Consider the following 23290-nt stretch of genomic DNA (forward strand, 5'->3'; position numbering starts at 1 on the left):
TGGGGGCCACTGTTGTCACGAGTCACGACTGCGGTGAGGCGACCGACGTCAACCCTGCCAGCCGGTCCCGGACCAGCCGCCCAACAGACTCACAGTTGTTGTCAAGGTTCGACCGGGCCTGCGGTTCGTGGGAGCGGCAAGACCACAGGGCCGGGGTGGCTGTTGGTAGAACGAGCGGCGCCCCGCGGGGAGTTCCCGCGGAGCGCCGCTTTTTGAGGACTTGTCAGGACGTAGTCACCGCCCGGCTCCGGAGGTCCGGGCGCACGGCTAGGCCTTGCGCGTCCGTGTCGTCTTCTTCGCGGGTGCCGCCTTCTTGGTGACCCCCTCGGCCTTCTTGGTCGCCGTGTTGTTCACGGTCTTCGCCGTTCTGGCCGTGGTCGTCCGCTTCGCCGTCGACTTGGCCGCGACGGTCTTCTTGGCCGAGGCCCGGCGCGGGGCGGGCACCGAGGCCGCGTCACTGATGCGTTCGGCGCCGAGGATCTCGCGCAGGAACTTGCCGGTGTGGCTCGCCGGGACCCCGGCGACCTCCTCCGGTGTGCCCTCGGCGACGACGAGCCCGCCGCCGGCACCGCCTTCGGGGCCCATGTCGACGACCCAGTCGGCGGTCTTGATCACATCGAGGTTGTGCTCGATGACGATGACCGTGTTGCCCTTGTCGACCAGGCCGGAGAGGACCTTCAGCAGCTTGCTGATGTCCTCGAAGTGCAGACCGGTGGTCGGCTCGTCCAGGACGTAGACGGTGCGTCCGGTGGAGCGGCGCTGGAGTTCGCTCGCGAGCTTGACGCGCTGCGCCTCACCGCCCGACAGGGTGGTCGCGGACTGGCCGAGCCGGACGTAGCCGAGTCCGACGTCGTGCAGGGTCCTGAGGTGGCGGGCGATCGCGGGGACGGCCTCGAAGAAGTCGAGGGCCTCCTCGATCGGCATGTTCAGGACCTCGGCGATGGACTTGCCCTTGTAGTGGACCTCCAGGGTCTCCCGGTTGTACCGGGCGCCGTGGCAGACCTCGCACGGCACATACACGTCCGGGAGGAAGTTCATCTCGATCTTGATCGTGCCGTCGCCCGCGCAGTTCTCGCAGCGGCCGCCCTTGACGTTGAAGGAGAAGCGTCCGGGCAGGTAGCCGCGGACCTTGGCTTCGGTGGTCTCGGCGAACAGCTTGCGGATGTGGTCGAAGACGCCGGTGTACGTCGCCGGGTTGGACCGGGGGGTGCGGCCGATGGGCGACTGGTCAACGTGTACGACCTTGTCGACGAGGTCGTCGCCGTCCACGCGCGTGTGCCGCCCCGGCACATTGCGGGCGCCGTTCAGCTCACGGGCCAGGTGTGTGTAGAGGATGTCGTTGACCAGCGTCGACTTCCCGGAGCCGGACACGCCCGTGACGGCCGTGAACACGCCCAGCGGGAAGGAGACGTCGATGTCCTGGAGGTTGTTCTCCCGGGCCCCGTGCACCGTGAGTCTGCGGGACCGGTCCTGCGGGCGCCGGACGTCGGGCAGCGGAATGGACTTCCTGCCCGCGAGGTACTGACCGGTCTGCGACTCCTCGTTGACGAGCAGTTCCTTGAGGGAGCCGCTGTGCACGACCTTTCCGCCGTGCTCGCCCGCGCCGGGGCCGATGTCCACGACCCAGTCGGCGATCTTGATGGTGTCCTCGTCGTGCTCGACGACGATGAGCGTGTTGCCCATGTCGCGCAGCCGGACCAGGGTCTCGATGAGCCGGTGGTTGTCGCGCTGGTGCAGGCCGATCGACGGTTCGTCGAGGACGTACAGGACGCCGACCAGCCCGGAGCCGATCTGGGTGGCCAGGCGGATGCGCTGGGCCTCGCCGCCGGAGAGCGTGCCCGCGGCGCGGTTCAGCGAGAGGTAGTCAAGGCCGACGTCCACGAGGAACCGCAGCCGTTCGTTGACCTCCTTCAGTACCCGCTCGGCGATCTTCTTGTCCCGGGCGCTCAGCTTCAGCTCGCCCAGGAAGTCCGCACAGTCGCTGATCGACATCGCGGAGACCTCGGCGATCGACTTCTCCATGATCGTGACGGCGAGGACGATCGGCTTGAGCCTCGTGCCCTCACAGGTGGGGCAGGGCACCTCGCGCATGTAGCCCTCGAAGCGCTCGCGGCTGGCGTCGCTCTCGGCCTCGCTGTGCCGGCGCTTGACGAAGGGCACGGCTCCCTCGAAGGGCGTCGTGTACACGCGCTCTCGCCCGTACCGGTTGCGGTAGCGCACCTCGATCTGCGTCTTGTGGCCGTAGAGCAGGGCCTTCCTGGCGCGCTGCGGAAGACCGGCGAACGGGATGTCCGTCCGGAATCCCAGGGCGTCCGCCAGGGCGCCGACGAGACGGCCGAAGTAGTCCTTGGTGTGCCCGTGCGACCAGGGGTGGATGGCGCCCTCGTCGAGGGACTTTTCCTCGTCCGGGACGATCAGCTCGGGGTCGACCTCCATGCGCGTGCCGATACCGGTGCATTCGGGGCATGCGCCGAAGGGCGAGTTGAAGGAGAAGGAGCGGGGCTCCAGTTCCTCGAAGGACAGGTCGTCGTAGGGGCAGTACAGGTGCTCCGAGTACATCCGCTCGCGCTCCGGGTCGTCCTCGGGGAGGTCGACGAAGTCGAGCACGACCATGCCACCGGACAGGCCGAGGGCGGTTTCCACGGAGTCGGTGAGGCGGCGCTTGGCGGAGTCCTTCACCGTGAGGCGGTCGACGACCACCTCGATGGTGTGCTTCTCCTGCTTCTTCAGCGCGGGCGGGTCGGAGAGCTGGACGGTCTGCCCGTCCACACGCGCACGGCTGTATCCCTTCGTCTGAAGATCGGCGAACAGATCGACGAACTCGCCCTTGCGCTCGCGCACGAGGGGCGAGAGCACCTGGAAGCGGCTCCCCTCCGGCAGTTCAAGCACCTTGTCCACGATGGCCTGCGGCGACTGGCGCGAGATGGGCCGGCCGCACTCGGGGCAGTGCGGCTTGCCGATGCGCGCGAAGAGCAGACGCAGGTAGTCGTAGACCTCGGTGATGGTGCCGACCGTGGAGCGGGGGTTGCGCGAGGTCGACTTCTGGTCGATGGAGACCGCCGGGGACAGGCCCTCGATGAAGTCGACGTCCGGCTTGTCCATCTGTCCGAGGAACTGCCGGGCGTAGGAGGACAGCGACTCCACGTAGCGCCGCTGTCCCTCGGCGAAGATGGTGTCGAAGGCCAGCGAGGACTTGCCCGACCCCGACAGGCCCGTGAAGACGATGAGCGAGTCACGCGGCAGATCGAGCGAGACATTCTTCAGGTTGTGCTCGCGCGCGCCACGGACGATGAGACGGTCGGCCACGCCGGTCCGCACCTTTCTTCAGAGAAGTGACAGGGGCCGGAGCCCCCGTGCTTCTTCAGACTAGGGGGAGCCACTGACAACGCCGGTCGGATTCCCGGTTGGATAACAAACCCGGGCCATCCAGCATGCCCGACGCCGCCCTCGACGATATAGCACGCACATTCGATTTGCGGCTCAGCCCCACAACCTTCACCCGAAGGAGTGGCGGGTCTAGGGTCGGCACCATGATTGATCACGCCCACGACCTGGCGTCTGTACGTATCGCGTCCGACCGGCTCCTCATTGCAGCCGCCGCACTGGACAACGCGGCCGTGACCGAGCCGTCACGGCTGCCCGGCTGGACCCGCGGACACGTCCTGGCCCACCTGGCCCGCAACGCGGACGCGCTCGTGAACGTCCTGGAGGGGCGTCCCATGTACGCCTCCGCCGAGGCCCGCGACGCCGACATCGAGCGGGACGCCCCGCGCCCCCTGGACGTCCAGCTCGCCGACCTGCGCGACAGCGCGGCCCGCTTCCAGAACGCGGGCGCCACGCCCGCGGACTGGGCCCGGACGGTGGAACTGCGCAACGGGGTCGTCGACGCGGCGTGGCGGGTGCCCTTCCGGCGCTGGGCCGAGGTCGAGCTGCACCACGTGGATCTCGGGATCGGGTACGAGCTGGAGGATCTTCCGGCGGAGTTCGTGACGCGCGAGATCGACTTCCTCGCGGAGCGCTTCCGCGGTCACCGGGACGTGCCCGCGACGAGTCTGGCCGACGACGAGGGCCGCACGTGGGCCACGGGCGGCGGCGCCGACGGCGGCCCGATCGCCGTCGAGGGGTCGGCCGCCGACCTGCTCGGCTGGCTGGCAGGGCGGCGCGACGGCTCCGCCCTGCGGGTCGCGGGCGGCCAGCTGCCGACGCTGCCTGCGCTGTAGCCGTGCGGGGTCCCCGGGCCACTCCCCCGCTATAGGCTGACGGCCATGACGTACAGCGGAGAGGTGACGGTCGGCGGACCGGCGGACGTGCACGAGCTCAAGGACCTGATGATCACCAAGATCGCGGTCGGGCCGATGGACAACAACGCCTATCTGTTGCGCTGCCGGGCCACGGACGAGCAGTTGCTGATCGACGCCGCCAACGACGCGGAGACGCTGCTCGGCATGATCGGTGACGACGGCATCGCCTCCGTCGTCACCACGCACCAGCACGGTGACCACTGGCAGGCGCTCGACCGGGTGGTGGCGGCCACGGGCGCGCGTACGTTCGCGGGCCGGGAGGACGCCGCCGGCATCCCGGTGCCGACCGACGTCCCGGTCGACGACGGCGACGTGATCCGGGTGGGGCAGGTCCAGCTGACCGCGCGCCATCTGGTGGGGCACACCCCAGGGTCGATCGCGCTGGTCTACGACGACCCGCACGGCCACCCGCACGTCTTCACCGGGGACTGCCTCTTCCCCGGGGGTCCCGGCCGGACAACGCGACCCGCGGACTTCCAGAGCCTCATGTCCGGGCTTGAGGCGAAGGTCTTCACGCTGCCGGACGAGACGTGGATCTACCCGGGCCACGGCAACGACACCACCCTCGGGGCGGAACGTCCCCACATCCAGGAGTGGTGGGCCCGCGGCTGGTAGGCACCGGTGCGACTCGGACGTGCTCTGTCACATCGCCGTCACGTCGCCCTCTGTCGCGTCGTCTCCGAGCCCGCCACGATGTCCCTGAAAGCCGTCGGCGAAGGGACGTACATGGACCGTATAGGGGTTCCTCATCGGACGTTCGAGCACTTGCTCAGCGGGTTCGTCCGTAGCGAGGCCGAAGAAATCGCTCACTTCGGCCGGGCCGCCGAAGCCGTGATCCCCGGAGAGCCGTTCGGCAGTGTGTTCGCCTGGCTCTGGGAGGAGCACCGGGATGCCGCGGTCGGGGCTTTCGCCGGTCTCCTGGCCGAGGCACGACGCGTCGGCGAGCTGGGTGACGAGATACGGCTGGAGAGCCTGATCAAGGGGCTGCGTACGGCGCTTCAGCGCTCTCGCCTCGGTCAGGAGCAGGAGTTCTGGGATGTGGAGCTGACCCTGCGCGAGCAGGTTCCGGAGCACTTCGGCGGCAGGACCGACCTCTGACGCCACACGCCGATGCCGCTGTTCGCCCTGCCCCGCCACCGAGCGGGGCAGGGCGAACGGCGGTGAAGTGGTGCACGGTGTGGCGCGCGGTCATCGTCTTCACGCTGGCGCGTGCGCGGCCCGGGCGCATGCGCTGCGTACGCGCCTGCCATGAGCGCCGAGCGCGGGCACTCGGGTCCTGTGCCCGGCGCACACTCGGCCTCTACGCCCCGCGCAAGGTGGCGGCGCGCGCCCCGTGTGAATCGTTCGCACACGTCGAGGGCGCGTGCGCGCTCCCGGAGTGCGCTGATGCGCGGTCAACTGGTAGCAGCCCCGCGCAGGATGACGGCTCCTGGGCGGGACGGGCCGTCGGCCACATCATCCCGCCCTCGGCCGGCGGCCCAGGCAGCGGGCAGGCGGTCATAGGCCACCGGCCACGGAAGCGGTCACAGGCCATCGGCCACGGAGGCGGGCGCGGCCGGTCGGGCCTGGGCGGCCACCGGCAGGGACGGGCTGCCACCGGCGGGCCGGCGGCGGCGTTCACACGGCGGCAACACCCGTTCCCAGCATGCGGACAACTGCCGTCATGACCTCGACAAACGCGGCCTTCACTGCCACTCTCCCGCCATGCATCTTGCCCCTCGCACGCTGCGCGGCTCCGTCGCCGCCGTCATAGCCCTGCTCGCCACCGCCGTCGGCTGCGCTCCGCAGCCCGAGGAGAAGGCGGCCACCACACCGTCCGGTTCGGACGGGACCAGCTGTGCCAAGGGCGAGTTGGACACCCATACGGCCGGCAAGCTGACTGTCGCCACGGACGAACCCGCCTACGAACCGTGGTTCAAGGACGACAAGCCCGCCAACGGGAAGGGCTTCGAGTCGGCGGTGGCGTACGCGGTGGCCCGGCAGCTCGGCTACGACCGGAACGCCGTCGTCTGGCAGAGCGTCCCCTTCAACAAGGCCTTCGCGCCCGGGGCGAAGACCTTCGACTTCGACATCAACCAGGTGTCGATCAGCGCCGAACGCAAGAAGGCCGTGGACTTCTCATCCGGCTACTACGACGTGCGCCAGGCCGTCATCGCCCTCAAGGGCACCAAGGCCGCGAAGGCGACGGGCACCGCGGATCTGGCGGATCTCAAGCTGGGCGCCCAGGTGGGCACCACCAGCCTGGACTACATCAACGACGTGGTGCGGCCCAAGCGGGAGGCGGCCGTGTACGCCAAGAACGACCAGGCGAAATCCGCGCTGAAGAACGGCCAGGTCGACGCCATCGTCGTCGACCTGCCGACCGCGTTCTACATCACGGCCGCCGAGATCACGAACGCCGAGATCGTCGGCCAGTTCGAGAACCAGGGCGGCGCGCCGGAGCAGTTCGGGCTCGTCCTCGACAAGGGCAGCGGGCTCACCCCGTGTGTCACGCAGGCCGTCGACGCGCTGCGCAAGGACGGCACCCTCGCCCGGATCGAGACACAGTGGCTGTCCGAGGCCGTCGACGCCCCGGTGCTCAAGTGACGGTCGCGAAGGGCGAGTCCGGCCGGGAGGGCGCGGACCACAAGGGTCACCTGTCGGGTGACCCGACCGGCGCCCGGCCCGGCGACGGCTACGTCCCGTCGCGGCGGCGGCTCGACCGCGAGCGCCACAAGCGGGCCCGGGCCCGGCGCTCCACGGCCGTGGCGGCGCTGTCGACACTGGTGACGGCTGCCGTCCTGTATCTGGTCGTCGTCAATGCACCGGGCTGGCCGCGCACCCAGGAGACGTTCTTCAACGGGCGGTACGCGCGCGAGGCGTTCCCCAAGGTCCTCGAAGGGCTGTGGCTGAACATCCGGCTGCTGCTCGTCTGCGGCGCCGCCGTCCTGGTCCTCGGCATGCTGATCGCCGTCGCGCGCACGCTGCGCGGCCCGGTGTTCTTCCCGTTGCGGGTGCTGGCCGCCGCGTACACCGACTTCTTCCGCGGACTGCCGCTGATCATCAATCTGATGATCGTGGTGCTGGGCGTTCCAGCGCTGCGGCTGCAGGGCGTGACGGTCGATCCGGTGCTGCTGGGCGGCACGGCGCTTACCCTGACGTACTCGGCGTACGTGGCCGAGGTCTTCCGCGCCGGCATCGAGTCCGTGCATCCCTCGCAGCGTGCAGCGGCCCGCTCGCTCGGTCTGACCAACCGGCAGGCGCTGCGCCATGTGGTGCTGCCCCAGGCCGTGCGCCGCCAGGTGCCGCCTCTGCTCAACGACTTGGTGTCGCTTCAGAAGGACACCGGACTCGTGTCCATCGGCGGCGCCGTGGACGCCGTGCGGGCCGCGGACATCATCGTGGGCCGCAGTCTCAACTACACGCCGTACATCGTCGCGGGACTGGTCTTCGTCGCGCTGACCATCCCGATGACCCGCTTCACGGACTGGGTGACGGCCCGGATGGACCGGCAGCGGACCCAGGGAGGCACGATATGAGCACCACGCACACGGACGGCTCCCCCGTGCTGCGCATGGAGTCCGTCCGCAAGACCTTCGGCGGCACGGTCGTCCTGCGGAACGTGGATCTTCAGGTCGCTCCGCACACGGTGACGGCGCTGATCGGCGCCTCCGGCTCCGGCAAGTCGACGCTGCTGCGCTGCGCCAACCTCCTGGAGGAGATCGACGACGGGGCGATCTGGCTGGACGGCGAGGAGATCACCGACCCCAGGATCGACCAGGACGCGGTACGGCGCCGTATCGGCGTGGTCTTCCAGGCGTACAACCTGTTTCCGCACATGACGGTGCTGGAGAACATCACGCTCGCCCCGCGCCGGGTGCACGGGGTGGCGCGCGCGGAGGCGGAGGAGCGCGCCGTGGAGCTGCTGGAGCGGCTTGGTCTGGGTGACAAGGCGCGGGCGTACCCGGACCGGCTGAGCGGCGGCCAGCAGCAACGGGTGGCGATCGTGCGGGCCTTGGCGGTGCGGCCACGACTGCTGCTGCTCGACGAGATCACCGCGGCCCTCGATCCCGAGCTGGTGGGCGAGGTACTCACCGTGGTCCGCGGCCTGAAGGACGACGGCATGACCATGGTGCTGGCGACGCACGAGATGGGTTTCGCCCGGGACGTCGCCGACCAGGTCTGCTTCCTGGACGGCGGCGTCGTGCTGGAGCGGGGCACCGCCGAGCAGGTCTTCGAGGACCCGCGGCAGGAACGCACCCGGCGCTTCCTGCGGCGGATCGTGGAGGCGGGCCGCCTCTGAGCCGCCTATAGGGCGACGGCTTGAGGACGACGGCCGGCTCGAAGGCGGCAGTCGGCTTTAAGACGTCGATCGGCTTTCAAACCCGTGCGTCCTACCGGTCGGTCTGTGCGGCGCCCACCAGAGCCGCGACCCGCTCCACGCCGAACACGTACCCCTGCACTCCGCACCCGGCGATGACGCCGTCGGCGCGCAGGGAGACGTACGAGTGGTGCCGGAACGACTCGCGCTTGTGGATGTTGGAGATGTGGACCTCCAGCACGGGCAGGCCGTCGCAGGCGTTGAGCGCGTCCAGGATCGCGACGGATGTGTGCGAGTAGGCACCCGGGTTGATGACGATCCCGCAGTGGTTGAGCCGCGCCTCGTGGATCCAGTCGACGAGTACGCCCTCGTGGTTGGACTGCCGGAAGTCCACCGTTCCGCCGTGCGCTTCCGCGGCCTTGGCACACAGGGCCTCGATGTCGGCGAGGGTGTCGGAGCCGTAGATCTCGGGCTGGCGCTGGCCGAGCAGGTTCAGATTGGGCCCGTTGAGGATCATGATCGGGGCGTTGGCCAGGGTGCGGGGCACGGTTCCTCCGGTCCGTTCGGGGTGGCGGTGTGTCGACGACCGCTTCTGGGACCCGGTTTACCACGGTGCGCCGACGGCGCGTTGTGCGGCGGCGGCCAGGCCGTGTGCCCATGCGCCGCGGGCGTACGCCCCCTCCCTGCCGGTCGTCTTCGACATCGACTTCGCTCACACCGGGCCCCGTTCATGTTTCGCCCTGGAGGAACGATTCGCGTCGACGGCCCGGCCCGGCGCATCACTGGTATCCACTGACGCAGGACTCACCTCCGCACGCCCCCCCGCAACCGCCCGTCACTGTGGGTAGTTGAGGCGGCATGCACGATGTACGCACCGTAAGGTCACCGTCCATGCTGCGGATCGCAGCCGCCTCGCTCGTCGGCAGCGCGATCGAGTTCTACGACTTCTTCGTCTACGGGACGGCGGCGGCCCTCGTCCTCGGTCCGCTGTTCTTCCCGACGTTCTCGCCACTGGCGGGGACGCTGGCCGCCTTCGCGACGTTCGGCGTGGGGTTCGTGGCCCGGCCGCTGGGTTCCGTGCTGTTCGGGCACATGGGGGACCGACGGGGGCGGCGGCCGGTCCTCATCGCCTCACTGCTGCTCACCGGCGTGTCGACGGTCGCGGTGGGATGCCTGCCGACGTACTCGACGATCGGAGTGGGCGCGCCCCTGCTGCTGCTCGTCCTGCGCTTTGTGCAGGGGCTGGGGCTCGGTGGCGAGTGGGGCGGGGCGGTGCTGCTGACCGCGGAGCACGCGCCTCCGGGACGGCGGGTCCTGTGGTCGAGTTTTCCGCAGGTGGGGCCGTCGCTGGGTTTCGCGCTCGCCAACGGCGTGATGCTGGCCTTGTCGGCGTCGCTGTCGGACACGCAGTTCGCGCAGTGGGGCTGGCGAGTGCCCTTCTGGATGGCCGGGGCGCTCGCCCTGACCGGGCTGTGGCTGCGCTCCTCGCTCACCGAGAGTCCCCGATTCCTGGCCATCAAGGACCACGCACGCGTGCCGCTCGTCGACGTTTTCCGGCACCACTGGCGGCTGGTGCTGCTGACGGCCGGGGCGCTCGCGGTGGGGTACGCCGTGTTCTACGCCGTGACCACCTGGGCCCTCGCATACGGGACGGAGCGGCTCGGGGTGAGCCGCTCCGTCATGCTGACCTGTGTCATGGCCGCCGTGGTGGTGAAGGGGGCGCTGACGCCCTTCATGGCCGTGCTCGGCGACCGCTTCGGGCGGCGGCCCATGTGCCTGACCGGATGCACCGCCGCCGCCCTGTGGATGTTCCCGATGGTCGCGCTCCTGGCCACGGGGAAGCCGTTGCTCATGTTCCTCGCCTTCCTCGGTGCGCTCGTCGCGTTCATCACCATGTTCGCGGTGATCGCCGCGTATCTGCCGGAGCTGTACGAGGCCCGGCTGCGCTGCACGGGCGCCGCGGTGGGCTACAACCTCGGCGGGGTTCTCGGCGGCGCGCTCACGCCGATCGTCGCGACCGCGCTCGCCGAGCACTCGGGGCGCGTCCCCTGGGGCGTGGGCGCCTATCTGACCGGGGTGGCGCTGCTCAGCCTTTGGTGCTTCGCCCTGCTGCCGGAGACCCGTCCGGTGCCGGCGGTGGCGGCCAAGCCGGTCACGGGTTGATCGCCAGTTCCAGATAGGCCGCGAACAGCACCAGGTGCACCCCGCCCTGCAGGGGCGTGGCACGTCCCGGCACCACGGTCAGGGAGCTGACCACCACGGTCAGGGCGAGCAGCAGCATGTGCGTGGAGCCGAGCCCGAGGACCAGCGGTCCGGAGAGCCAGACGGAGGCGAGGGCCACGGCGGGGATGGTCAGACCGATGCTGGCCATCGCCGAGCCCAGGGCGAGGTTCAGGCTGGTCTGCACCCGGTCGCGGCGGGCGGAACGGAGCGCGGCGATCGTCTCGGGCAGCAGCACCAGCAACGCGATGATCACGCCGACGACCGCTTGGTGCAGGCCGGCGGCTTCCACCCCGGACTCGATGGTCGGCGACACGCCCTTGGCGAGGCCGACCACGCCGATCAGGGCCAGGCCGAGCAGACCGAGGCTGGTCCAGGCGGTGCGCGCGGACGGCGCCGCCGCGTGGTCGTCCACGGTGATCACCTCGCCCTGGCGGGTGATCGGGAGGAAGTAGTCGCGGTGCCGGACGGTCTGGGTGGCCACGAACAGCCCGTAGAGGATCAGTGAGGAGAGGGCCGCGAAGGTCAGTTGCACACCGGAGAACTCGGGGCCCGGTTTGCTGGTGGTGAAGGTCGGCAGTACCAGGCTGAGTGTCGCCAGGGTCGCGACGGTCGCGAGAGCGGCGCCGGTGCCCTCCGGGTTGAAGACGGCGGTGCCGTGGCGCAGGGATCCGACGAGGAGGCACAGGCCCACCACGCCGTTGCAGGTGATCATCACCGCGGCGAAGACCGTGTCCCGGGCCAGCGTTGAACTCTTGTCGCCGCCGTCGACCATGAGGGTGACGATCAGGGCGACCTCGATGATGGTGACGGCGATGGCGAGGACGAGGGAGCCGAAGGGTTCGCCGACCCGGTGGGCGACCACTTCGGCATGATGCACGGCTGCCAGGACGGACCCGGCGAGGACCACGGTCACCAGCGCGACAACGGCACCGGGCAGACCCTGGCCCCAGGTGAAGACGAGAAGGACGACCGCGAGCACCGGCACGAGGAGCGTCCACTGAGTGAGCGACCTGAACCGATGGGTCATGCGGCGATGCTGGCAGAGGCGTACAGGGTTCGCATTCCGGTCCTTTCGATGACGAGGGGGGTCGAGGGCTGCTCGGGTCCCCGTCGATTCGGGATTGTCGGGTGCGTCGGCCTGAGCCCGCGTCCGTCCCCGGAGGCACGGGAACGCTCGGCACCCGGCGGAGCAGCGGGAGCGGTGGGCGGCCAGGTGCTGCTCACCGCTCCCGTGCTGACCGATGTGGCCTGCGCCTTGCCCCGCGCTCGCGGCGGTCAGGCGCCGACGCTGTCCTTCGGTCCTTCGCTGGGCGTCGGCGGCTGCGCCGCTTCGGCCGCCGCCTGCTTCTTGTTCGCCATCAGGCTGGTGATCGTCGTGACGATCAGGACGCCGCAGATCACGCCGAGCGAGACGGGGATGCTGATCTCCGGGACGTGGACCCCGGACTCGTGCAGGGCGTGCAGCACCAGCTTGACGCCGATGAAGCCGAGGATGACCGACAGGCCGTACGAAAGGTGGACGAGCTTTCTGAGCAGTCCGCCGATGAGGAAGTACAGCTGCCTGAGGCCCATCAGGGCGAAGGCGTTGGCGGTGAAGACGATGTACGGGTCCTGCGTCAGGCCGAAGATCGCGGGGATGGAGTCCAGCGCGAACAGCACGTCCGTCGTACCGATGGCGAGCATCACGACCAGCATCGGCGTCATGACGCGCTTGCCGTTCTGCTGGATCCACAGCTTGGTGCCGTGGTAGCGGTCGGCCACACCGAACCTGCGCTCGGCCGCCTTCAGCAGCTTGTTCTCCTCGTACTCCTCGTCCTGCTCCTCCGCCCTGGCCTCCTGGATCAGTTTCCAGGCGGTCCAGATCAGGAAGGCACCGAAGAGATAGAAGACCCAGGAGAAGCTCGCGATGATCGCGGCTCCCGCGGCGATGAAGACGGCACGCAGGACCAGGGCTATGAGAACGCCGACGAGCAGCACCCGTTGCTGGTACTGCGAGGGCACCGCGAACTTCGCCATGATCAGGACGAAGACAAAGAGATTGTCGACGCTCAGCGACTTCTCGGTGATGAAGCCCGCGAAGAACTCGCCGGACGGCTGGCCGCCGCCGAAGACAAGCAGACCGAGGCCGAAGAGTCCGGCGAGGGCGATCCAGACGACCGTCCAGATGCCGGCTTCCTTGATCGACACGTCGTGGGGTTTGCGGCCGATGAAGAAGTCGACCGAGATCAGGGCGGCGAGCCCCGCGATGGTCAGGACCCACAGGGTCACGGATACATCCACTGCGCCTCCGGTACGTGAACGGGCAAAGAGTCAGCGTCGTCGCTACCGGAGGTCTCTTCCACCCGAGACGGGCCGACGCCCCGGGATCTGGCCTGATCCGTATTGACGGGTACGCCGCAGCAGACAGGGAGTACTCCCCTCCGTGTGAAGGACAGTACCCCAATCACCAAGTAAAGGTAAAGGGATTGGCAAAAGAATGATCAAATCGCCTGGTCAGAGGACCTTTACTTGATCTTGGTGCGGGCGATGGCCACCTGAGTGAGCACGTGGTCGAGCACCTGACTGCCGGGCGGGACGAGCGACGGCTCGTACGTCCAGGCATGGCCGACCCAGGGATCGGCCAGGTGATCGTCGGGCACCGGGGTGAGTCGCATGAGCGAACGCCACAGCGGGTCCAGCAAAGGACCGTACGCGGCGGCATCCTGACGGTCCGCGACCATCAGCAGGTGGACACCGACCGAGGGGCCCTCGTCCGCGAGATAGCGCAGGCCCGTGACGGCCCGGTCGTCGAAACCGTGCGGGAAGTCGTTGACGATCAGCAGCTGCCGGGCCGTGTCGAGACCGGGCGGCAACGCATCGGCGGCGCCGCCGCGCAGCGCCATCTGCACCAGGTCGACGCGCTGGGTGAGCCCGCCCAGGACCTGCGTGACCCCCGCGGCGCCGGTCGCGGGCGGCGCGGCCAGCACGCCCGCCCGTACCAGCGGAGCGAGTTCCCGGGCCGCCGAACCGGCCGGATCGATCACATGGGCCGCGAAGTCGCCCGCCGGATGGGCGGCGAGCAGCCGGGCCGCGACCGCCACCGCCGTCTCCATCGCGCGCTGCCGCAGCTCACCGGAGTCCAGGAACGAGACGCCCGCCGCCGCGGGACCGCTGTCGATCCACAGTCCCCGCTCCAGGGGCAGCCGCACCAGCAGCGGTATGCGCAGCGCCGGGCTCTCCGGCAGATGGAGGTCGCCCAGCCGCAGGGCCATCGGGGGCTCCGTGGGCACGCGGTACCCGTGCCAGACGGGGTTGTCCCAGCGGGCGTACGCCGGCGGCAACGCGGGCTCGACGGCCCCGGCCTCGGCGATGAGCTGGGCGAGGTCGCGGTCGAGGACCGCCGCGGCCTGGTCGACGAGCTGGGCGCGCTTGGCACGGGCCGCGTCCCGCGCGGCGTCGCCGGCGGAGCCGAGTCTGCTGCGCGGGTCGGAGAGGATCTGGTCCAGTTCCTTCTCCATGCGGGAGTCCGCGAAGTCGACGGCGCTGCGGTACGCGGCCGTCGTCCGGGCCAGGTCCTCGAACATGCCCCAGACCTGGTTGTAGAGCCGCTCGTCGAGGGACCAGCCGGCCGCGTCGCCCGCCACGGGTGGCGCGGGCGCGCCCGGCGGGGCGGGCGGCGCCTGCGGCGGAGGCGGTGGAGCCGTCGCGTGTCCGCGGCTCGGGTGGGTGTAGTCGATCGGGCCGCCGGTGGCCCCGGTGGGCTGTGTCGTGTCCGTCACCGCACCCTCGTACCCGCGCTCCCCCGGTCCGGCCGATCTCTGCGGCGCGTAGGGGCCGGACGCCTCGTACGGATGGGCGGGCCGCGGCGGAACCGGGTCGGCGGCGGCGCCGGACGCGGGGCCCGGCTGGTCGGTGCCGGACGCGGGCGCCGCGGCCCTGCGGGTGCGATCGCCGTCCGCCGGGCGCGGCGGGGGTGCCGCGACCGACCGGGCCATGCCCCGGGCCACCGCCTCCTGGATGCCGCCCGCGAGGTCGTCGGCCCGGGGCACCCCCAGGTCGGTGAAGAGCGCGGCGAGACCGCCCGCGTAGCCCTGTCCGACGGCGCGTACCTTCCAGGCGCCCTGTCTGCGGTACAGCTCCAGGGCCACCACGGCCGACTCGGCGTCCAGGCCGGTCAGGGTGTAACGGGCGATCTCCGTGCCGTCGAGGCCGGTGACCGCGGCCCGCGGGGCGGTGACGGCGCCGAAGCGGAGCGGACCGCCCACCCCGGAGGGCAGGGCGAGCAGCACGTTGACCCGGTGCACGGCCTCGGGCATGGCCGCCAGGTCCACGGCCAGCCGATGGTCGGCGGCAGCCTGTCTGGACACCTCGATGCCGGGCAGCGTGGGCGCGCCCGGGTGGGCGACCCACGCGCCGTCGCGCGCCTTGCCGGTCTCGTCGCTGAGCGTGGCGCCCGCCACGACCGGCACGTCGGCCGTGATCCGGATTTCGAGCCGGGCCTGGGAGAGCGGGTGGTTCTGCCCGCGTACCAGTTCGGCCGTCATCGCCTTCCCCCTGTGTCGTGGTGTCGTGCGCCGCTCGTCGGTGTCGAAGGTCGTCCTACAGGTGCGGCAGGATCGCGGGCATCAGGTCCTGGAAGGTCCGGCCGTTGGCCGGGCTGCCGAGGGCGGTCATCGCCCAGCCGGCACCGGACCGGTGCACCTTGGCCATGACCTGGGCGGTGTAGGCGCCGCCGCCGGCCAGCGTGTAGCGGGCGAGTTCCTGGCCGTTGGTCTCGTCGACCAGGCGGCAGAACGCGTTCTGCACCTCCTGGAAGGTCTGGCCCGTGAAGGAGTTCACGGTGAAGACGATCTGGTCGATGTGGACCGGCACCCGCTGGAGGTCGACGAGGATGGACTCGTCGTCGCCGCCCTGGCCCGCGCCGCCGACGAGGTTGTCACCGGTGTGACGCACGGAGCCGTCGTCGCTCACCAGATGGCGGAAGAAGACCACGTCGACGGGCTGCTTGTCGGCGAACAGCACCGCGGAGGCGTCCAGGTCGACCTCCCGCGTGCGGGAGCCGAACAGACCCCGGCGCGGGGCCGCCTGCCAGCCGAGACCCATCCGGACCGCGGTCAGGGTGCCCCCGTCCTTCTTCTCCAGACTGATGGCCTGACCCTTGGTCATGTTGACGGTCACGGCTGCTTCCCCTCTCGGTGTTTCCCCTGTTGCCGCGGCGCCCGCGGTTGACCAGAACCCTACGCACCGGCACTGACAGTGCCGAACCCCGGTCCGCGCTTTGTGTCGGTGTTGCAACACTCCGCGCACATACCGGGGTCCGGACGGTCGGTGGCGGGTTCAGGCCAGCCCCGCCTCTCTCATCTGGCGCAGCTCCTTCTTCATCTCGGAGACCTCGTCGCGCAGCCGGGCCGCGATCTCGAACTGCAGATCAGCGGCGGCGGCGCGCATACGCTCCGTCATCTCCTCGATCTGCTCGGCGAGTTCGGCCGCCGGGTGGTCCGTCGGTACCGCAACCTTGGCCTTGGCCTTGCCCTTGGCGGGCTTGGCGGCCTTCGCGCCCTTGGCCGCCTTGTCGCCGAGCGACGGGACCGGGGCCTTGGCACCCTTGCCGTCCTTCAATTTGCGGTATCCGGTGCCGAGAAGCTGCTCGGTGTCGACCTCCTCACGGGCGATCTGCGCGACGATGTCGTTGATCTTCTTGCGCAGGGGCTGTGGGTCGATGCCATTGGCCTTGTTGAAGGCGATCTGCTTCTCGCGGCGCCGGTTGGTCTCGTCGATGGCCCGCTCCATCGCCGGAGTGATCTTGTCGGCGTACATGTGGACCTGTCCGGAGACATTGCGCGCCGCGCGGCCGATGGTCTGGATCAGGGATGTCCCCGAGCGCAGGAAGCCCTCCTTGTCGGCGTCGAGGATCGCCACGAGGGAGACCTCGGGCAGGTCCAGGCCCTCGCGCAGGAGGTTGATGCCGACCAGGACGTCGAACTCGCCGGAGCGCAGTTCGCGCAGCAACTCGACACGGCGCAGGGTGTCGACATCGCTGTGCAGATAGCGGACCTGGATGCCGAGTTCCAGGAAGTAGTCCGTGAGGTCCTCGGCCATCTTCTTGGTGAGCGTGGTGACCAGGACGCGCTCGTCCTTCTCGGTGCGCTTGCGGATCTCGTGCACCAGGTCGTCGATCTGGCCCTCGGTGGGCTTGACCACGACCTCTGGGTCGACCAGGCCGGTGGGGCGGATGATCTGCTCCACGACTCCGTCGGAGCGCGACAGCTCGTATGCGCCCGGAGTGGCGGACAGGTAGACGGTCTGCCCGATGCGTTCCTGGAACTCCTCCCACTTCAGCGGGCGGTTGTCCAGCGCGGAGGGCAGGCGGAAGCCGTGCTCCACGAGGGTGCGCTTGCGGGAGGCGTCGCCCTCGTACATGGCGCCGATCTGCGGGACGGTGACATGTGACTCGTCGATGACGAGCAGGAAGTCGTCCGGGAAGTAGTCCAGCAGGGTGTTGGGCGGGGAGCCGGGCAAGCGGCCGTCGAAGTGCATCGAGTAGTTCTCCACGCCGGAGCAGGTGCCGATCTGGCGGAGCATCTCGATGTCGTACGTGGTGCGCATCCGCAGCCGCTGGGCCTCAAGGAGCTTGCCCTGCTTCTCCAGCTCGGCCAGCCGCTCCGCCAGCTCCTTCTCGATGTCGTTGACGGCCCGCTCCATGCGCTCGGGGCCGGCGATGTAGTGCGAGGCGGGGAAGACGTACAGCTGCTGGTCGTCGCTGATGATCTCGCCGGTGAGCGGGTGGAGCGTGGACAGCGCCTCGATCTCGTCGCCGAACATCTCGATGCGGACGGCCAGTTCCTCGTACACCGGGAAGATCTCGATGGTGTCGCCGCGGACACGGAAGGTGCCGCGGGTGAACGCCATGTCGTTGCGCGTGTACTGGATGTCCACGAAGCGGCGCAGCAGCTCGTCGCGGTCGATCTCGTCGCCCACCCGGAGGGGGACCATCCGGTCCACGTACTCCTGTGGCGTGCCGAGGCCGTAGATGCAGGAGACCGAGGCGACCACGACGACGTCGCGGCGGGTGAGCAGCGAGTTGGTCGCGGAGTGCCGCAGGCGCTCCACCTCCTCGTTGATCGAGGAGTCCTTCTCGATGTAGGTGTCCGACTGCGGGACGTAGGCCTCGGGCTGGTAGTAGTCGTAGTACGAGACGAAGTACTCGACCGCGTTGTTCGGGAGCAGCTCGCGGAACTCGTTGGCCAGCTGGGCGGCCAGTGTCTTGTTCGGCGCCATCACGAGCGTGGGGCGCTGGAGCTGCTCGATCATCCACGCCGTGGTGGCGGACTTGCCGGTGCCGGTCGCGCCCAGCAGGACGACGTCCTTCTCACCGGCCCCGACGCGCTTGGCCAGGTCGGCGATGGCCGCCGGCTGGTCGCCGCTGGGCTGGTAGGGGCTGACGACCTCGAAGGGCGCCACCGTGCGTTCGATGTGGGAAACGGGCCGCATGCCATCCACCGTACGACCCCGCACTGACAACGGGCTCCGGTCAGCGGTTCTGCGGGGTGCGTGAGCTGTGGTGTCCCGGCTGGTCGGCCCTCTGGTGGATGCGCTGCGGGCCGGCCGGCACCTCCGGGCGGCGGCGCGGGTGCGGGACGACCGCGCCGGCGGGGACGCCCGGTTTGCGCTCCTGCGGGGGCCGGGCGGGCCTGCCCGCGATCATCAGTGGGTCGACGATCACGACGACACCCGCGAGCAGGAGGAAGGCGAGAGGTCCGATCAGCATGGGCGCGAGCAGGACCGCGGACGAGGAGTCACCGGAGGCCGTGGTGGAGCCGTGGAGGTGGACGGTGAGGGCGGCCATGCCGGTGTAGTGCATGCCGCTGACCGCGAGGCCCATGACGAGGCTGGCGCCCACACTCCACAGGAAGCCGCGGACCTGTCCCGCGGCCCACAGGGCGGTGGTGGCGGCCACGACCGCTATCACGACGGAGGCGGCGACGGTGACGGTGTTGTACTCCAGGCTCCCGTCCAGGCGTATGCCCGCCATGCCGAGGTAGTGCATCGAGGCGATGCCCAGGCCGGTGATCGTTCCGCCGGTGAACAGCGCCGTTCCGGTGGCGCCGCGGTAGCCGACGATGAAGATCCCGACGCCCACCATGACGATGGCGATGCCGAGGCTCGCGTACGTGATCGGTCTGTCGAAGTGGACCGGGGTCTCCGCGACGGTGAATCCCATCATGGCGACGAAGTGCATGGTCCAGATGCCGGAGCCGATGGCGCCTGCGCCCAGGGCGAGCCAGGCGGGGCGCCTGGAGTGGGACACCAGCAGGGACCGGGTCGTGCAGCGCAGACCGAGGGCGCCGCCGAGGCAGGCCATCAGGAAGGCCACCAACGGGGTGACGGCCCCGTAACTGAAGTCGTCGACCGTGCCCTGCATGCGCGGCTGCCCTTCCGCCTTCTTGCGTCCCGGATGATCTGGTATGCGCCCCCGTCCCAGGACCGCTCGGGCGGTCAGGGTTGTCGCAGAGAGTATGACCCCCACCGGAACGGACGAACGATTTTCCGGCAAAGAAACACGCCCTTGCCCCACTTGTGCGGCACCGGTGAGCGGTCACGGGCATCTCGGTCCAAACTGTGCTCATCCTGTATCGCACCGCTGTCCACTCTCTGCTGTCACCCTGGTGCCGTCCGTATTCGCCCCGTCGCGAGGAGCACGCATGCACGCGCGCGTCATTGCCGTCACGGTCGTCGCGCTCCTGGGGGCTGCCACCTTGTTGACCCCCACCCGCGACGCCCGGGCCGGGGGCGCCGGCGGCCAGGTCACGATCGTCGCCCACCGGGGTGCCTCGGCCTACGCCCCGGAGAACACCCTGCCCGCCGTCGACGAGGCGGCCCGAAGGGGCTTCACCTGGGTGGAGAACGACGTACAGCGGACCAAGGACGGCGAACTCGTCGTCATCCACGACGACAGCCTGGCCCGCACCACGAACGCCGAGGAGGTGTTTCCGGACCGGGCGCCCTGGAAAGTGAAGGACTTCACCGCGGCTGAAATCGCCCGCCTGGACGCGGGCAGCTGGTTCGGACCCGCGTACGCGGGCACGCGCGTGCCGACGCTCACGGAGTACATGCGCCGAGTCGAACACCACCACGAGAAGCTGCTCCTGGAGATCAAGAGTCCGCAGCTGTACCCGGGTATCGAGCGGGAGACCCTGAAGCTCCTTGGCAACGAGGGCTGGCTGGACCGGCAGCACCTCGGCCGGCTCGTCGTCCAGAGCTTCAGCGCGGACAGTCTGCGGATCGTGCACGACCTGAAGCCGGGCCTGACGACCGGCTACCTCGGCACGCCGCCGGCGGCGGACCTGCCCACCTACGCCGGGTTCACGGACCTGATCAACCCGTCCTACGCGTCCGTCTCCAGGAACTACGTCGCCACCGTGCACTCCTGCGACGGGCCGCACGGCAAGCCGCTCAGGGTGTTCGCCTGGACCGTCAACGACGCGCCGACCGCCCGGAAAGTCGCCGGGTACGGCGTCGACGGCATCATCACGAACCGACCCGACGTGGTGCGGCAGGCACTGAGCGCGGCCTGAGCCCGCGCGCCGGAACGGCCCGGACCGGCCGACGGCGGGGCGTTGTCAGTGGCGGGTCGTACGGTGGGGCGCATGGACAGCCATGGGCAGGACGAGCAGCGGGTGGTGTGGGCCGTCGTGGGCACGGACATCGGTCCGCTGCTGCTGGCGGCGACCGGGGACGGGCTGGTCAACGTCGTGTTCCACGCGACCGACGGGGTGCGCGACCGGGCGCTGGAGCGGCTGGCGGCGCGGCTGGGCACCGAACCAGTCGAGGCAGCCGATTCACCTCTGCTGGCCGAGGCGATACGCCAGATCGAGGCGTACTTCGCGGGGAGACGGCACGACTTCGAGCTGCCGCTGGACTGGTCGCTGATCTCCGGCTTCAACCGGCAGGTGCTGCGCGGACTGGCTTCCGGCGTCCCGTACGGCACGGTCGTCGGATACGGCGATCTGGCCGGGCGGGTCGGCCAGCCGGGGGCGGCACAGGCGGTGGGCATGGCCATGGGCTCCAATCCGCTGCCGGTCGTCGTGCCGTGTCACCGTGTCGTGGAGAGCGACGGCGGCATCGGCGGGTTCGGAGGCGGTCTGGAGACCAAGCGGAGGCTGCTCGCCCTGGAGGGCGTGCTGCCCGAGCCCTTGTTCTGACGGTCCCCGAAGCGGACGTTGCGCGGTGCCTTGCGGCGAGCGCCCTTGGAGTCATGTCCTCCCAGGCTGGTGGTGGCCGCAGGGCCGCCGGCGTTTAGCCCGCCGTACGGCTCGCCAGGGATGAGGGAGGGACCTAGCGACAGGAGGCAGGCGCGTGGTGCTGGTGGTGGCGGAAGAAGTACGGGAGGCGATCGACGCGCGTCGTCCCGTGGTGGCCCTGGAGTCCACGATCATCGCCCACGGGCTGCCGCGACCGCGCAATCTCCGGGTGGCGCAGGAGCTGGAGGAGGCGGTACGGCGAGAGGGTGCCGTGCCCGCCACGATCGCCGTGCTGGACGGGCGTCCCCATGTGGGTCTGGACAAGGAGCAGTCGGAGCGGATCGCGAACGAGGAGGGTCTGCGCAAGCTGGGCCATCGCGACCTGCCGCTCGCCGTGGCGGCCGGCGCGAGCGGGGCGACCACGGTGTCGGCGACCGCGCTGCTGGCGGCATTGGCCGGCATCCGGGTGTTCGCGACGGGCGGGCTGGGCGGCGTGCACCGGCAGTGGACGGTGACGCAGGACGAATCCGCGGACCTGGGCCTGCTGGCGCGTACCCGGATCACGGTGGTGTGCGCCGGCGTGAAGTCGATCCTGGACGTACCGGCCACCCTGCAGCGGTTGGAGACGCTGGGGGTCGCGGTCGCCGGGTACGGCACGGACCGGTTCCCCGGCTTCTATCTGTCCGACTCCGGGCACCCCGTCGACTGGACGGTGCGCAGCCCGGAGGAGGTGGCACGGGTCATGCGCGCCCAGGACACGCTGGACGGTCCGGGGTCGGCGTTGATCGTCGCGAATCCCGTGCCGGAGACGGAGCAACTGGATCCCGCACTGCACTCCCGGGTGCTCGCCGACGCGCTACGCGCGTGCGAACAGGAGGGGATCACCGGCCAGGCGGTCACGCCGTTCCTGCTGGACTACCTGGTCCGGCACACCGACGGCGCCTCGCTGAGCGCCAATCTGGCGGCCGTCCGCGGCAATGTGCGGCTGGCGGCACGGATCGCGGCGGCGTGGACCCGGGGGTGACGGCGGGGCGGACGGGGGCGCTGCTGGTCGTCGGGGACATCGTCACCGATGTCGTCGCCCGGCACCGGGGCCCGCTCGCGCCCGGCACCGACACGGCGGCGTCGATCCGGACGCTGCCCGGCGGGGCGGGCGCCAATGTGGCCTGCTGGGCCGCCGCGGCAGGCTGCGCCGACGTGCGGCTGCTGGGGCGGGTGGGTGCGGACGCGGCGGCGTGGCACGAGCGGGAACTGATGTCGGCCGGAGTGCGTCCGCGGCTCGTGCGCGACGCGGAGGCGGCGACCGCGACGGTGATCTGCCTCGTGGACGTGGGCGCCGCGGCCGAGCGCACCTTCCTCACGGACAGCGGCGCGTCGCTGCGGCTCGAACCGGCCGACTGGTCGGACGCGCTGCTCGACGGGGTCGCCCGGCTCCATCTGTCCGGCTATCTGCTGTTCTCCGAGCCGAGCCGGGCGCTGGCGGCGGTGGCCCTGCGGGCGGCACGCGCGCGTGGGGTGCCGGTGAGCCTGGATCCGGCATCGGCGGGGTTCCTCCGGGACTTGGGGGTGGGCCGTTTCCTGGCGTTCGCCGAGGGGCTGGACGTCCTGCTGCCCAGCCGGGACGAGGCGTGTCTGCTGACGGGTCTGTCCGATCCGGCGGACGCAGCGGCCAAGCTGAGCCGTCTCATCCCGCTGGTGGTGGCCAAGCTCGGGGCCGAGGGGGCGTTGGTGGCCCGGTCCGGCGATGTGCTCGCCCGGGTTCCGGCCGCGCCGGTGACGCCCCGGGACACGACGGGCGCGGGGGACGCGTTCACCGGCGCCTTCCTGGCCGCCCTCCTCGGCGGTGCGGGTGCCGAGGACGCGGCGGCGCGTGGGTGCCGGGCGGGCGCCCGTGCGGTGCAGCGGGTGGGCGGCCGGCCACCGGCATGTGAATGACCGAGACGCGGTCTTGATCGCGGCAGGTTCCCGGCGGCGGCGCTGACCGGCCCGTGGCGCGGTGGCGTGTGCGATGTGGCGGGCCCGCCGGACTTCCCGCAGCTCGGGCGCGGCGATGCTGGTGACAGGCGGGAGAGGCGCGACAGCGCAGGTACGTGGGGCATGCGGGGGCAACGCCATCGGCGCTGCGCCGCAAGCGTCGTGCGGGGCAGCCGTCATGCGGGGCGGAAGGCGTAGCGCGGCGCAGAAGGACCCGTACGGCGCAGTACGCCTCGCGCGGCACAGTTCGTCTCGTCCGGCGCGATGCGTCT

The 23290-nt window shown here is 70.4% G+C and carries 19 protein-coding genes; 11 read left to right on the forward strand and 8 right to left on the reverse strand.

What is annotated here, in order from left to right; translation table 11 throughout:
* Positions 1-267: 267 nt before the first annotated feature.
* Complete coding sequence (gene uvrA, locus ACFYTE_RS39260; protein WP_388721508.1) at positions 268-3306, reverse strand: excinuclease ABC subunit UvrA; 3039 nt, start codon at positions 3304-3306, stop codon at positions 268-270.
* Positions 3307-3530: 224 nt separating this feature from the next.
* On the opposite strand from uvrA, the gene ACFYTE_RS39265 reads away from it, so the two are divergent.
* The 6 genes from ACFYTE_RS39265 (at position 3531) to ACFYTE_RS39290 (ending at position 8583) form a co-directional block, all read left to right on the forward strand.
* On the forward strand, positions 3531-4220 hold the full coding sequence (locus ACFYTE_RS39265; RefSeq protein ID WP_388721510.1) for a maleylpyruvate isomerase family mycothiol-dependent enzyme: 690 nt from the start codon (positions 3531-3533) through the stop codon (positions 4218-4220).
* A 45-nt stretch (positions 4221-4265) separates the two neighbouring features.
* Positions 4266-4916 carry an MBL fold metallo-hydrolase gene (locus ACFYTE_RS39270; RefSeq protein WP_388721513.1) on the forward strand — a complete coding sequence of 217 codons (651 nt, stop codon included), beginning with the start codon at positions 4266-4268 and terminating at the stop codon, positions 4914-4916.
* A gap of 78 nt (positions 4917-4994) precedes the next feature.
* On the forward strand, positions 4995-5399 hold the full coding sequence (locus tag ACFYTE_RS39275; protein ID WP_388721516.1) for a hypothetical protein: 405 nt from the start codon (positions 4995-4997) through the stop codon (positions 5397-5399).
* 606 nt (positions 5400-6005) lie between these two features.
* Positions 6006-6887, forward strand: coding sequence for an ABC transporter substrate-binding protein (locus ACFYTE_RS39280; RefSeq protein ID WP_388721519.1), 882 nt, complete (start codon positions 6006-6008; stop codon positions 6885-6887).
* Entirely contained in the window at positions 6884-7819 is a 936-nt protein-coding gene (locus ACFYTE_RS39285) for an amino acid ABC transporter permease (protein WP_388721522.1), read from the forward strand. The genes ACFYTE_RS39280 and ACFYTE_RS39285 overlap by 4 nt, the downstream gene beginning before the upstream one ends.
* On the forward strand, positions 7816-8583 hold the full coding sequence (locus ACFYTE_RS39290) for an amino acid ABC transporter ATP-binding protein (RefSeq protein ID WP_388721525.1): 768 nt from the start codon (positions 7816-7818) through the stop codon (positions 8581-8583). Before ACFYTE_RS39285 ends, ACFYTE_RS39290 begins: the two co-directional genes overlap by 4 nt.
* Before the next feature lie 91 nt (positions 8584-8674).
* On the opposite strand, the gene aroQ is transcribed toward ACFYTE_RS39290, so the two are convergent.
* Positions 8675-9148 (reverse strand): type II 3-dehydroquinate dehydratase, encoded by a 474-nt coding sequence (aroQ, locus tag ACFYTE_RS39295; RefSeq protein WP_388721528.1) that lies wholly within the window; start codon positions 9146-9148, stop codon positions 8675-8677.
* Between the two features lie 344 nt (positions 9149-9492).
* On the opposite strand from aroQ, the gene ACFYTE_RS39300 reads away from it, so the two are divergent.
* Positions 9493-10764 (forward strand): MFS transporter, encoded by a 1272-nt coding sequence (locus ACFYTE_RS39300; RefSeq protein ID WP_388721531.1) that lies wholly within the window; start codon positions 9493-9495, stop codon positions 10762-10764.
* Here the strand turns inward: ACFYTE_RS39300 and ACFYTE_RS39305 are convergent.
* The 6 genes from ACFYTE_RS39305 to ACFYTE_RS39330 all read right to left on the reverse strand — a co-directional run bounded on the left by ACFYTE_RS39305 (position 10754) and on the right by ACFYTE_RS39330 (position 19225).
* Entirely contained in the window at positions 10754-11851 is a 1098-nt protein-coding gene (locus tag ACFYTE_RS39305; RefSeq protein ID WP_388721534.1) for a calcium:proton antiporter, read from the reverse strand. The two genes, ACFYTE_RS39300 and ACFYTE_RS39305, sit on opposite strands and share 11 nt — an antisense overlap.
* 248 nt (positions 11852-12099) lie before the next feature.
* Complete coding sequence (locus ACFYTE_RS39310) at positions 12100-13104, reverse strand: TerC/Alx family metal homeostasis membrane protein (RefSeq protein WP_388721537.1); 1005 nt, start codon at positions 13102-13104, stop codon at positions 12100-12102.
* 224 nt (positions 13105-13328) lie between these two features.
* A complete protein-coding gene (locus ACFYTE_RS39315) occupies positions 13329-15347 on the reverse strand; it encodes a TerD family protein (RefSeq protein WP_388721540.1) in 2019 nt (672 codons plus the stop codon).
* A 55-nt stretch (positions 15348-15402) separates the two neighbouring features.
* Positions 15403-15981, reverse strand: a complete 579-nt coding sequence (locus tag ACFYTE_RS39320; protein WP_388721543.1) for a TerD family protein — start codon at positions 15979-15981, stop codon at positions 15403-15405.
* A 159-nt stretch (positions 15982-16140) separates the two neighbouring features.
* Positions 16141-18294 carry an excinuclease ABC subunit UvrB gene (gene uvrB / locus ACFYTE_RS39325; protein WP_388721546.1) on the reverse strand — a complete coding sequence of 718 codons (2154 nt, stop codon included), beginning with the start codon at positions 18292-18294 and terminating at the stop codon, positions 16141-16143.
* A gap of 40 nt (positions 18295-18334) precedes the next feature.
* Positions 18335-19225, reverse strand: a complete 891-nt coding sequence (locus ACFYTE_RS39330; RefSeq protein ID WP_388721548.1) for an MHYT domain-containing protein — start codon at positions 19223-19225, stop codon at positions 18335-18337.
* 280 nt (positions 19226-19505) lie between these two features.
* Here ACFYTE_RS39330 and ACFYTE_RS39335 point away from each other — a divergent pair, with 280 nt between their 5' ends.
* The 4 genes from ACFYTE_RS39335 (at position 19506) to ACFYTE_RS39350 (ending at position 22979) form a co-directional block, all read left to right on the forward strand.
* Positions 19506-20378, forward strand: coding sequence for a glycerophosphodiester phosphodiesterase (locus tag ACFYTE_RS39335; RefSeq protein WP_388721551.1), 873 nt, complete (start codon positions 19506-19508; stop codon positions 20376-20378).
* Between the two features lie 72 nt (positions 20379-20450).
* The gene (locus tag ACFYTE_RS39340) at positions 20451-21005 is read left to right on the forward strand and encodes a methylated-DNA--[protein]-cysteine S-methyltransferase (protein WP_388721554.1); all 555 of its coding nucleotides are present in this window, start codon (positions 20451-20453) and stop codon (positions 21003-21005) included.
* 154 nt (positions 21006-21159) lie between these two features.
* The gene (locus ACFYTE_RS39345) at positions 21160-22068 is read left to right on the forward strand and encodes a pseudouridine-5'-phosphate glycosidase (protein WP_388721556.1); all 909 of its coding nucleotides are present in this window, start codon (positions 21160-21162) and stop codon (positions 22066-22068) included.
* Positions 22053-22979, forward strand: a complete 927-nt coding sequence (locus ACFYTE_RS39350; protein WP_388721559.1) for a carbohydrate kinase family protein — start codon at positions 22053-22055, stop codon at positions 22977-22979. The genes ACFYTE_RS39345 and ACFYTE_RS39350 overlap by 16 nt, the downstream gene beginning before the upstream one ends.
* The last annotated feature ends 311 nt before the right edge of the window (positions 22980-23290 follow it).

This window comes from Streptomyces sp. NPDC004629, from assembly GCF_042873595.1.
Lineage (GTDB): Bacteria > Actinomycetota > Actinomycetes > Streptomycetales > Streptomycetaceae > Streptomyces.